We start from the raw sequence: 12,355 nt of genomic DNA on the forward strand, positions 1-12,355 counted from the left end.
TGAGGAGGACCTGAGGCATGCATTCTTTTAGAAAAAGAGAAAAACAATTATAATGCACAATGTGCATGTTTCTAATTTGTGATGGTTACTTCTGTTTCTTTATCGAATAAATGAATCTTTTCCATATCCAGAGTAAATGTAGCATCTGAACCAGATTTCAGTTTGGTGCTGGAACTTACACGGGCTGTCATCTGTGTGCCTTCCATATCGAAGTACAGATAAACCTCTGCGCCAAGCAGCTCGTAGAACTTAATCTTCGTGTTGATGTTGATACCAACAGGAGCATCCGGAGCGTCTGCTTCGTAAATATTTTCCGGACGGATACCAAGGATAACGGTCTTGCCGTCATAGTTACCGTCAATAAGCGCCTGTTTCTTGGAATCTGGCACATGCATCTCGCTGTGTCCGACTTTCAGTGTAACGTCGTTGCCGGAAATCTTAACCTTAGCATCCATGAAGTTCATCTGAGGAGATCCAATGAATCCGGCTACGAACAGGTTGCATGGATAATCGTACAGATTCTGAGGAGTATCTACCTGCTGCATGATACCATCTTTCATAACAACGATTCTTGTACCAAGGGTCATGGCCTCTGTCTGGTCATGAGTTACGTAAATGATGGTAGCGCCCAGATTCTGATGCAGTTTGGAAATCTCGATACGCATCTGAACACGAAGCTTGGCATCCAGGTTGGAAAGAGGCTCGTCCATCAGGAATACTTTCGGGTTACGCACGATGGCACGTCCCATGGCAACACGCTGTCTCTGACCACCGGAAAGAGCGTTCGGCTTACGGTCAAGGAGTTTGTCGAGGTCAAGGATCTTGGCAGCTTCACGAACCTTTTTGTCGATCTCATCCTTTGGCACTTTACGAAGCTTTAAGCTGAATGCCATATTGTCGTATACTGTCATATGCGGATACAGAGCGTAGTTCTGGAAAACCATGGCAATGTCACGGTCCTTCGGCTCGATGTTGTTCATCAGCTTGCCGTCGATACGGAACTCACCATCGGAAATATCCTCCAGACCTGCGATCATACGAAGTGTAGTGGATTTACCACATCCGGATGGTCCGACGAAAATGATGAACTCTTTATCTGCAATCTCCAGATTAAAATCGGTTACGGCATGATAACCGTTCGGGTAAACTTTCTGGATACCCTTTAAAGATAATGTTGCCATAGAAATGTATCCTCCTTTAATATGTGTATATATAAAAAATATATATTCGGTGAACGATTTTGATTACTTTCTTAGTTTAAACCAAAGGAACGCATCCGGCAATGGCACAAATAACTAAAATTTTCGAAAAATTATGGTTAAAGACAACATTCTGAGCGGATCAGCCTTTCTGTGCCGGTGCATTATACTCAAAAATGCAGTATTCATAGGCGTTGATGATTTCTGTTCCTTTATATTTGTCATAGCGGTGAAAATCACAGCCGTAGTTCTTATGTACATGTCCGTGAATGAAATAGCGGGGCTGGTAACGGTCCAGCAGGTGGCAGAAAGTTTCAAAACCCCGGTGGGGAAGATCTTCGCCATCGTTAATGTTCCGGGCCGGCGCATGGGTCAGCAGGATATCGATACCGCCATGGCGAAGGAGAGAGAGCGTTCTCTTTTTGGCCCGGCGGTGCATTTCCTTCTCTTCATACTGGTACTCTCCGTCATTGTAATTCATGGAGCCGCCAAGTCCAAGAATGCGGATACCCTCATGAACGTAGAGCTTGTCATCCACGCAGATACAGCCTTCCGGCGGTTTACGTTTATACTGCGTGTCGTGGTTGCCGTGCACATACAGTACAGGCGCATGGGACATGGTGACCAGGAAGGAAAGATATTCCGCCCGGAGATCTCCGGCAGACAAGATCAGGTCGATGTCCGCGAGTTTCTTTTTTTCGTAGTAATCCCAGAAATAGGGAGACTCAATGTCCGATATTGCTAAAATTTTCATGGAAGCCGGTCCTCCTCTTTTACTCCCTGTACAGCTGCCAGGTCCCGTGCCGGTTCATCCAGATCGTCTTTGGAAGGAATGGAGCCGACGATATTCTGCGCCAGCCAGTCCATGGTGATGATTTCCTCCGATGTCAGCGCGTCGGAAGACTGTCCTTTGACGACCCCGTTCTGCGAGTACATAATGCCGGAAAATGGATTGAAATCCCCCCGGCAGATGGTTTCTTTTAATAAAGCGATCAGGCGGGAAGTGCCGATCGGAAGTCTGTGCGAACAGATCACATCCACGATGCCCGAGGACATGCCCCACCAGTAGTTGAGTCCTTTGGTGGTATCTTTCTCATCATCAAGCTTCCAGCTGCCGTTCATGACGTTGCGGATCATCTGCTCATAAAAACGTCCCCAGTTCCAGACCGGCATAGCCATATTCCAGATGGAATCTCCGTCCGGACAATAGAGGCCAAACTGCTGGTCGTACATACCTGGCGCCGTGGAATCTTTGCCGGAAATGACAGAAATATCATGATCCGCGAAGAAAGTCTTTTTCACCGGGTGAGTGCGCCTTGACCATTCCAGATAAACGGTCGCCCGGGGATTGACCATCTGAGCACCCAGGGCAAAGGCGTTGATGCTGGCGATATTCCCGTAGATCGGGTAATCGGCGACATAGCCGATCTTGTCATTTTCCGCCATGGCACCGGCGATGGCGCCCATGAGAAACTTCGCTTCGTGCATCCGGGCATAGTAGGTACGGATATGCTTGTGGGAAGTATTCAGGGAACAATTTAAAATCTTCACTTCCGGGTGATCGATGGCGGCCTTCAGACTTTCCTTCAGGAAAATCGGAGAAGTGGTGAAAATCAGATCGTTGCCGGCGTCAATAGCCTTTTGGAGCAGCCCGGCAATATTTTCCAGGGTTCCGTTTTCGTAGTAGGAAGTAGTCACCTGGTCAGAAAACGCCTGCTGCAGGTGCGCCCGCCCCAGGTCGTGGGCGTAGGACCAGCTGGAAGTATACACAGTCCGTGCGTAGATAAAGCAGACCCGGAGCTTTTTGGTGCCTGCAGGGATGAGACGGAGCAGCAGGTTCTTTTTTTTGCTCTCGCCGGGATCCATCTGCAGAGCGACCGATTGATCAGACTGCAGCAGCTGAAATTCATCCCGGGTCTTTTTCAGTTTCTTTTTCAGTTCGGCAGCGCTGTCTGTCTGCAGGGAATCATAGCCGTACAGATCGATATAATAGAGGAACGCATCTCCCGGAAGCACGGAAGACTTCTTTTTCTCTGCGGAGTTCTCAAGAGAATTCAGCACGGTGGTTCCCGGAATCAGAGAAGTCTTTTTCTCATCCAGTGCTTCAAACGCTTTCTGGAAAAGAGCGTAGGAGGAATGAAAAGTCTTCCGGTCTTCATTACTCCATGGTTCATTGGGCATTTTGCCCACGAGACGCTGCAGGCGCGCAAAGCTGCCCGGACGCGAAAACCAGATGTCATTGATTTCTGACAGGCTGTAAAAATCCATAAATTCGTAATAGATGCGGGTTTCCTTATCATCACTCTGGGGAGGAATGATGCGGATGACATTGGCGGGAATGGAAACTGCACCGAAATATTTCAGTACACTGACCCGCTTATTGCCTTCTTCCACATAAAATTCATTCATGAATTCATAGGCCTTGATGGGTTCCCGGATGCCTTCGTTGAGATGAGCGTTACAGAGGGAGATCCATTTGGAAGCAAATTCTGTATTCTCCTTTAAAACAGGATAGAAGCTCTTGCTGAAAGACTGGCTTCTGCCCTTGCTTTTTGTCCCCACGATCCGGTCGACCGGTATGGATACCAGACCGAGAGAAACCTCCGCCGGTGCTGTGATATGCCGTTCTTCAAGAATGGTATCAAGGACTGCCGGGGAGCCGCCTTCTTTTTTGCCGAGGTGACAGGCTTTTTCGTAATTCATTTTTGCGTCCGCGTTTGTTGCAATCATTGTAAATTCTCCTAATCATTCTGGCGACGAATATGTCAAAGGTTTAACCTGTTTTCCTGAGCTTATGATACTCGTCGGTGGAAACCTTTGTCAATGAAAAATTGGCATTTTTTACGGTAAATCCAGGTTATTAAAGCAAGAATTTGTCCTTGTGCAATAAAATTCTTTTTGCTATAATTAACAAAATGTATCAATCGAATGACATAATAAGACGGACGGATTGATTTTTTTTATGAGTATAATGTAAAAAATAAGTTTATTTTTGAGCATTTTCACATAAAAACCAGATAAAATCGCTTCTTTGTACAGAGAAATATATTGTGATTTGTGTTATGATACCGGATAGGCCTGTGCGGGTATGGCAGCGCAGATAAATTATTGTACAAAGGAGAAAGCAGGTGTGATAATAAAAAAAGAGAAATAGAGGAGACAGCAATATATGAAAAAAGATTTTTTAGTCAATGGAAAGTATCTGAATATTCCAATCTGCGCTCAGAAAGATGAGAAATTGCTGCGGCTTTATCTTCTGGATCGGGAAACAGGAAAAGAAGAGAAACTGACAGAGGTCATGGTTCCTGTGGATACGGAACAGAGCGGACAGTATGACTGCAATTTTTATGCGCAGATTCCGGTGGATCAGTACCAGGGTCAGGAACTGCGGGTCGTCATGGAAGACGTACCGGAGATTTTTGCGGAGGGAATCCACATTTCAGACAAGCAGGAAGAGGCTGCGGATACTCATCCGGTGATTCACTTTGCGGCCAGAAGCGGCTGGACGAACGATCCCAACGGTATGATTTATGATAACGGGGTATATCACCTGTATTTTCAGTATAATCCGTTCGATATCCAGTGGAATAATATGAGCTGGGGGCATGCGGTGAGCCGCGATCTGCTTCACTGGGAGCAGGTGGATTCTGTTATGTTTCCGGATGCGAACGGCACCATTTATTCCGGCTGTGCCATCAGAAACGACCGGGGGCTTCTGGGTCTTCCGGAAGACGCGCTGCTGTTTTTTTATACAGCGGCCGGCGGTAACGATGAGTGGAGCAAAGGACAGCAGTTTACGCAGAAGATTGCCTATAGCCTGGACGGCGGCAGGACTCTGCATAAGATGAAAGAACCGTGTGTGCCGGTGATTTATCCGGACAGCCGGGATCCGAAGGTATACTGGCATGAAGAGTCCGGCGCCTATATTATGGCTCTCTGGCTCCGGGGCAATGATTTTGGTATTCTGCGCTCCGAAGATCTTAAGAACTGGGAGCTGGTGGATGAATTTACTTTAAAAGACGGCTGGGAGTGCCCGGACATTTTTGAGCTTTCTTCTGAGGATGGAGAGAAATGCTGGTTTTTCTGGTCAGCAGACGGATTTTATTATGAGGGTGAGTTTGACGGCCATGATTTCAAGACAGACGGGGAGAAAAAGTGGGCATATATTTCAGGAGTTCCTTATGCCGCGCAGACTTTTTCCGGCGTGAACGGCCGTGTAATATCTATTCCATGGCTCCGCGTGAAGAATGACGGAAGGAATTATACCGGTGCTTACGGCATACCGGTGGAGCTGTCCTGCAAGAAGACGGACGAAGGATTTATCATTGTTCAGAAACCTGTGAAAGAATTAATGGAACAGGCAGTGAAGATCACAGAGCGCCTGATTCCGGATGAAAACAATACAATCCGCTATCAGCAGGAAGAGAAGAAGGCGCTGGTGATCCGCCTGACTCTCGAGGAGAATCTGCTGGAGAATCTCCGCTGGAAGATCAATGGAAGCTGGGTGGAGTACGTACCGGAAACCGGTAATTTTATGGTAGACAGAGATGCTTTTCAGGCTAAGGCATGGCAGAATCATCTTCTTTTTATTATTGATGACAGGATTCTGGAAGTATTTTTTGAAAATGGTGAGCAGATGGGTACCTTTGAACTGCATAACACAGAGGTGTCCCTGGAGATGCCGCTTGTCCATGTGGAGGAGTATGACATTTTTGAAGTCGGCAGATAAAGCGGCCTTTCCGGGAAACATATGACCGGAAAAACAGAGGAGAAAATAGTCTGTACGAATCAGAGGGGGTATCTGTAAATCGAAAGACAGATAAAGGAGAAGTAAAATGGCAACTTTGAAGGACGTTGCGAGGGAAGCTGGTCTGACGGTGACGACAGTATCCCGGGTGCTGAATAACCGGGGGTACATCAGCGACAATGCCCGCCAGAGGGTGGCGGAGGCCATGAGAAAGCTGAATTATCGGCCCAATGAGCTGGCACGTTCTTTGCAGAATAAAAGTTCAAATACTATAGGGGTGATCGTCCCGCATATCAGGCATCCGTATTTTGCCGAAATGATCAGCAATCTGGAAAATGAGGCCCACAAAAAGGGATATAAGATGCTTTTATGTAATTCCCAGGGACGGGATGAGAAGATGCTGGAGTATGTGGAAATGTGTTACAGCAACCGGGTGGAAGGTCTGGTTTTGTTCAGCGGTACAGTGGATGCCTCTGCCTTTGAGAAATTAGACATTCCTATTATTACCGTGGAGAGGTACGTGGATACTGCGACGGCATCGGTGGAATGTGACAATATACAGGGGGGAGCGCTGGCAGCCAAAAAGCTGATTTCGTCGGGATGCCGGCATCTGCTGCATATCGGAAGTTTTACAGATACACCTATGTCGGCGGACAGCAGGGTGGTTGGTTTCCGTCAGATGTGCGCGGAATATGGGATTCCGTTTCTCGAGATCATGACGGAAGTGGTACAGTTTGATGCGTTGAATTACAGCGAGATGATTGAAAAGACCCTGCGGGAGCATCCGGATATTGACGGACTTTTTGCCAACAGTGACGTGATCGCCGCTCAGGCCATTCAGATCTGCCGGAAAATGGGGATCAGTGTGCCGGAACAGATCAAGATCATCGGTTTTGATGATTCTATGATTGCCGTTGCGACAGCGCCGCAGCTGACAACAATACACCAGCCTATCAAAGAAATGGCGACCATTGCCATAGAGCTTCTGGACAAAGCAGTGGCCGGACAGCTGGTGGCAAAGCGGACGGTGCTTCCGGTCTATCTGGTGGAACGGGAGAGTACGTGAGAATTTTATAAAGAAAACAGAAAGCTGCCGCGCGCAATATGCGCCGGCAGCCTTCTGTTTTCTCTCAAAATCTGTATGTGTCCTTACGTCATTGTCTGTTTGAGTGGATAGTTATTACAACCTTTACAAATCCTGATTTACGAATCCGGCAGCAGATCTTCCTGGGTCAGTGCCCGGATCAGCGCCACGCTGTCATCCAGATGTTCCGTGTTGGAGATGATGACAGCGTAGAGCGGCTGGTCCTCTTCGGTTTCTCCAGTGGAAATCTGATCTTCCGGCTTGTTATAGCGTTCTTCAAATTCCGTGCCTTCCAGGTTGACTGCGTAATTGCCGTCAATGCCGGCAGAGGTATCAATCTCACCGTTTTCATCTACCTGAAGATTGGCGGTATTGAAGTCGATCATGCCACGGTTGGAGAGGTCTGTGTATAAATCTTCCGGCAGTGCGGTGTCTAAAGGCATGCAGGCATTGATAGCCAGCAGATAACTATACATATCAGCGTTACAGATGGCCACGTCCATGCGCTGGGAGGAGACGGTGGTCATGACCTCAATTTCGTTGAGGTAGTAGTAGGAATTGTCGTAATCAAAAGGCTGATCTTCGTTCAGTTCCACTATACCTGGTTTGCCGTCGGCTGTCAGCTCTTTTTCAAACTGATGAAACCAGTAGACGCAGCTGTCTTCTGTATTTAAAACGGCGTAAACCTGCAGGCGCCGGGGTTTCTGTCCTTCCCAGAGCATATGGGCGAAGACACAGACTACAATAACAAGAGTCACGAAAATTGTGGCAGGAAGCTTGTAATAGTCCCAGAAAAATTCAAGTTTTTTAAAACCTTTCAGACGTTTGAAAGTATTCCAGTCTCTTTTCAGTTCCTGCCGGAAAATGGAAGGCTCCTTTTCTTTTTTCATAACGGAAATAAGTCCTTTCTGTTCTGTGTGGTGGCTCTCAAATGATTTTGAGAGCGGTTTCTTCTATAAAATAAATCATCTTTTTCTGAAATCACAGCAGCCATTTCATATCGTCGTCCGGCGGAACGATTTTATCATCGCTGGTATTTTGAGTGCCGTCCGGACTGTCTGTCCCGTCAAATTCATCTTCCTCAAAAGGCTTCGGCAGATACGGATCCAGGATAGTGAGAAGGATGGCGGTATGGTTCTCCGCGATGAAGGCCGGGGCAATAAAGATCAGTCCGATCAGAAGATGGCAGGCCCAGATGCCCAGGGCCAGGGAGAAAAACATATAAAGAGTGCGCGGAAAATTCTTGATGCACAGGGTGAACGCCCAGATCAGGATCTGTTTGTTGGTCCGCTCAAATTTGGCCAGCAGAGGGAAAGTATACAGAGTGACTGCCAGCCACACGACAAACAGAACCACAAAGAAAAACAGGAAAAATGTGTAGATCCCCCGTCCGGAGTGGTAACACAGATAGATATCCAGAGCCAGGAAGGCGCCGATCAGAGTGAGAAGAATCCCCAGCTGCACACCCTGTTTAAAGTTCTGTTTGAATGATTTGAAAAAATCTCTGGAAGGGTAGCCGCCGTCTCCGCGCAGAATACCAAACATACCGTAGTAAAGTCCCGTGGTGGCAGGCCCGATGGTGAACACTGGCAGACAGCATAGAAGCCACAGACAGTTCAGAACAAAGATGTCAAAAACTCTGCCCATGGCCACCCAGAAGGGATTGTCCATATTAAATATTTTTTTCATGTAAAGGTGCTCCTTTCCTGTTGAAATTACCCAATTAACGTTGAAAAAAATTGTATCAAATCTTCTATAATATTTCAACCCTAAAATATTAAGGGTTTGACATGAGGATTTTCAGAAAAATACGGGAGGTTTTCACTAAAAAATCATGGGATTTTAAGAAAAAGTAAAATAAATGACAGAAATTGTGAAGATTTTGTAAAGAAAAATGATAAATCTTATGATAAACGATTGACATACACGGCCTGAAGTGTTATATTTTCATTAACTGATGTGTATGTTGTTTTTCACAGAGAATTAAGATTGCTAGCATCCTTGATTCCACACAGGGAGGGACACATAATACGGACGTTAAAAGGCGGAATAGGAGAAGGAATTTCCGGCTTGATATTTTATTTTTAAGAGGAGGAAATGAAACATGAAATTGAAAAAAGTTGCAGCTGCTTCCCTGGCAGCACTGATGACATTATCTCTTGCAGCTTGCGGTGGTTCCGGAGATGATGGGGGAGCGGAAAGTACAGGTACTTCCATTACGATCTTCAACTCAAAAATGGAGATCCAGGATCAGTTTGAAGAGGCAGCAGAAGAGTACAGCAAGGCGACAGGCGTGGACGTTGAAGTTTATTACTCCAGCGATACTGTAGCAGCTCATCTGGCTACTAAGTATTCTTCCAATGATCCGTACACTCTTTCCATGGTAGATGCGAAGGATGTTTACAATCTGGCAGAAGAACATGCAGTTGATCTGAGCGACCAGGAATGGGTCAGCCAGACTCCATATGCAATTTCTGTAAATGATAAGGTTGTCGGCTTCCCTGTATGCGTAGAGGCTCGTGGCGTTATCTATAATGCAGATGCTATTGAGGCGATCACCGGTCAGACATTTGATCCGGCTCAGTACCAGACACTGGACGCTTTCAAAGGACTGTTAGATCAGTTAGTAGCAGGCGGTATGGAATCTCCTGTAGGTATCATGAAGGAAGACTGGTCTATCGCAGGTCATTATCTGCCACAGGTATATGAAGAGCAGGCTGATCCGGAAGCATTCGTTACCGGTCTTACAGAAGGTACAGTAGATCTTGCCAATGACGCAAAATACAATTCTTTAATGGATACTTTCGAGACATTAATGGATTACAACTACGCAAAAGATTCTGCAATCTCTGCAGAGCGTGAAGTGACAGAGCAGAAACTGGCAGAAGGTGAGATTGCGTTTATGTTCGGCGGCAACTGGGATTGGGCAGTGCTTTCCGCATATGACTACAGCGAGAACATGGGTATCATGCCTGTTCCTCAGAACACAGATGACGGAACAAACACCAAGTTAGTTGGCGGCGGTTCCAAGTATTTCTTCATTGATTCTTCCGAGAATACATCTGACGAGCAGCGTCAGGCAGCAAAAGATTTCCTGAACTGGTTAGTAAACGATGAAGCAGGTAACGCATTCCTGACAGAAGATTGTCAGCTTGTACCGGCATACAGCAACATTCCTGCTGATAACCTTGACCCGCTGGGCGCATCTGTTAAATCTTACGCAGACGCAGGCAACCTGATTCCTAACTACAACTTCCTGCCAGATGATCATTACTCCGTTCTTGGTGCAAGCATGCAGAAATATCTGGCTGGAGAGATTGACCGTAAAGGATTAGCTGATGAGATTGTATCCTACTGGAAGACAGCGCAGGTAATCGCTCACTAGTATTGCAACTTTAGTATTCCGGTGGACGCTCTGGGAATTATTGTCCGACATGGTATAATATAGAGTCTTTGGCGGACGGGGATTACAAATCTGCATCTGCCGGGATGCGCACAAAAGAAGGGAGAGTTTAATAGTATGAATACAAACAGTATGTCTTATAAAACAAAACAGTACATAATGTTTGCCGGAATTACTACCCTGGTTTTTGCTGCAGTAGTTATCGTACCTTTTATTTACGGTTTGTATCTGACCTTTACAAGCTGGGATGGCGTATCCAAGAGTAAACCTTTCGTAGGTTTTGCCAATTATGTGGCAACTTTCCAGGACAGCGCATTCTGGGCAGCATTAGGACGGACCTTCATCTATTCCTTCGTTGCCGTTATTCTGGTAAACGTTGTGGCGTTTATTCTTGCTTACCTGGTAACAAGAGGAGTAAAAGGACAGAACTTCTTCCGTGCAGGATTTTTCGTACCGAACCTGATCGGCGGTATCGTTCTTGGTTATGTATGGAAGTTCGTATTTAACCGTGCGTTAGTTGCACTTGGAGAAGCTTTCTCCATTGGCGCATTATCCACATCATGGCTTTCTACTTCAGGGGGAGCTATGGTATGTTTGATAATTGTTGCTGTGTGGCAGTATGCAGGATATATGATGTTAATTTATGTGGCAGGTTTCATGAGCGTATCAAATGATGTCCTTGAGGCTGCGAAGATTGATGGATGTACAGATTTCCAGACCATCGTACACATCTCCGTACCTCTGATGGTATCCTCATTTGTACAGTGTCTGTTCCTGACAATCACAAGATGTTTTATGGTTTACGATGTAAACTTATCCTTGACAAAGGGTGAACCGTTCAACAGTTCCGTAATGGCTGCTATGCATGTGTATAATCAGGCATTTACATATAAGAACTATGGTACAGGTCAGGCAGAAGCGTTAGTTTTGTTTGTTGTCTGCGCGGTAATCGGTGTTCTTCAGGTTTACATTGGTAAGAAAGCGGAGGTATCAGCATAATGGATAAAAATGCACAGGCGGCTCGTAATAAAAAGATCCGGCATGCGTTAATGCTGGTTCTTCTGATAGTCTTATTCTTATTATTTATTTTTCCGTTTATCCTTGTTGTCATCAACGTGTTCAAGGTAAAAGCGGATATCACAGTGGATCCGTTAGCTATTGTAGGTGCCCACGGATTTACCCTTGAGAACTTCCCGGAAGCCATGGAAAAGATGGAATTCTGGAAAGTATTCGCTAACTCAGCGATTGTTACGATTTGTTCAACTATTTTTACATTGCTTTTGTCTTCCATGGCAGCATTTGTTATCGTTCGGAATAATTGGAAGCTCACAGCATTGTTATTTGCCCTGATGATCGCATCCATGGTCATCCCGTTCCAGGTACTGATGATTCCTCTGGTATCTCTGTACGGCGGTATCCTTGGTATTTTGAATCACAGAGCGACATTGATATTCATGCACGTTGGTTTTTCGCTTTCCATGGCAACATTCATGTTCCACGGTGCGATTAAGACCAATGTACCGATTTCCCTGGAGGAAGCGGCGACTATCGATGGATGTACCCGTTGGCAGACTTATTGGAAGGTTGTATTCCCTCTGTTAAAACCGACGATCGCTACGGTGGCTATCATTGACGCCATGGCATTCTGGAACGACTACCTGCTTCCTAGTCTGGTTTTGGCAAAGAAAGAGTTATACACGATTCCAATTGCCACACAGGCATTCTACGGAACATTCTCTACAGATATCGGATTGATCATGGCAGCTCTTCTGCTGGCCATGCTGCCAATCCTGATCCTGTATCTGTTCCTGCAGCGTTTCATTGTGGAAGGTGTTACTTCCGGCGCTGTCAAATAATTTAATAGCTTTTATTTCCGTATCAGATGCTAGCAACAGGGTGCGGAAATATTGCAAGATATAGTT

10 protein-coding genes are annotated in these 12,355 nt (G+C 46.0%); 5 read left to right on the plus strand and 5 right to left on the minus strand.

Features of this window, described 5'->3' with window-relative positions:
- Positions 1-71 precede the first annotated feature (71 nt).
- From ugpC to B5E53_RS14670, 3 genes are all read right to left on the minus strand, one after another.
- Complete coding sequence (gene ugpC, locus B5E53_RS14660) at positions 72-1,181, minus strand: sn-glycerol-3-phosphate ABC transporter ATP-binding protein UgpC (RefSeq protein ID WP_087316352.1); 1,110 nt, start codon at positions 1,179-1,181, stop codon at positions 72-74.
- Positions 1,182-1,341: 160 nt separating this feature from the next.
- Positions 1,342-1,953 carry a metallophosphoesterase gene (locus B5E53_RS14665; protein WP_087316354.1) on the minus strand — a complete coding sequence of 204 codons (612 nt, stop codon included), beginning with the start codon at positions 1,951-1,953 and terminating at the stop codon, positions 1,342-1,344.
- Positions 1,950-3,929 carry a BMP family ABC transporter substrate-binding protein gene (locus B5E53_RS14670; RefSeq protein ID WP_087316356.1) on the minus strand — a complete coding sequence of 660 codons (1,980 nt, stop codon included), beginning with the start codon at positions 3,927-3,929 and terminating at the stop codon, positions 1,950-1,952. Before B5E53_RS14670 ends, B5E53_RS14665 begins: the two co-directional genes overlap by 4 nt.
- Before the next feature lie 439 nt (positions 3,930-4,368).
- Here B5E53_RS14670 and B5E53_RS14675 point away from each other — a divergent pair, with 439 nt between their 5' ends.
- A complete protein-coding gene (locus tag B5E53_RS14675; RefSeq protein ID WP_087316358.1) occupies positions 4,369-5,928 on the plus strand; it encodes a glycoside hydrolase family 32 protein in 1,560 nt (519 codons plus the stop codon).
- 106 nt (positions 5,929-6,034) lie between these two features.
- The gene (locus B5E53_RS14680; RefSeq protein WP_087316360.1) at positions 6,035-7,012 is read left to right on the plus strand and encodes a LacI family DNA-binding transcriptional regulator; all 978 of its coding nucleotides are present in this window, start codon (positions 6,035-6,037) and stop codon (positions 7,010-7,012) included.
- 137 nt (positions 7,013-7,149) lie between these two features.
- On the opposite strand, the gene B5E53_RS14685 is transcribed toward B5E53_RS14680, so the two are convergent.
- Positions 7,150-7,920, minus strand: a complete 771-nt coding sequence (locus B5E53_RS14685) for a hypothetical protein (protein WP_087316362.1) — start codon at positions 7,918-7,920, stop codon at positions 7,150-7,152.
- A 91-nt stretch (positions 7,921-8,011) separates the two neighbouring features.
- Positions 8,012-8,719: a YesL family protein gene (locus tag B5E53_RS14690; RefSeq protein ID WP_087316364.1), complete on the minus strand. Its 708-nt coding sequence runs from the start codon at positions 8,717-8,719 to the stop codon at positions 8,012-8,014.
- A gap of 415 nt (positions 8,720-9,134) precedes the next feature.
- On the opposite strand from B5E53_RS14690, the gene B5E53_RS14695 reads away from it, so the two are divergent.
- From B5E53_RS14695 to B5E53_RS14705, 3 genes are all read left to right on the plus strand, one after another.
- The gene (locus tag B5E53_RS14695; protein ID WP_087316366.1) at positions 9,135-10,415 is read left to right on the plus strand and encodes an ABC transporter substrate-binding protein; all 1,281 of its coding nucleotides are present in this window, start codon (positions 9,135-9,137) and stop codon (positions 10,413-10,415) included.
- A 135-nt stretch (positions 10,416-10,550) separates the two neighbouring features.
- On the plus strand, positions 10,551-11,432 hold the full coding sequence (locus tag B5E53_RS14700) for a sugar ABC transporter permease (protein ID WP_087316368.1): 882 nt from the start codon (positions 10,551-10,553) through the stop codon (positions 11,430-11,432).
- A complete protein-coding gene (locus B5E53_RS14705; RefSeq protein WP_087316370.1) occupies positions 11,432-12,289 on the plus strand; it encodes a carbohydrate ABC transporter permease in 858 nt (285 codons plus the stop codon). Before B5E53_RS14700 ends, B5E53_RS14705 begins: the two co-directional genes overlap by 1 nt.
- The last annotated feature ends 66 nt before the right edge of the window (positions 12,290-12,355 follow it).

The sequence above is a fragment of the Eubacterium sp. An11 genome (genome assembly GCF_002161065.1).
Taxonomy (GTDB): domain Bacteria; phylum Bacillota; class Clostridia; order Lachnospirales; family Lachnospiraceae; genus Anaerobutyricum; species Anaerobutyricum faecale.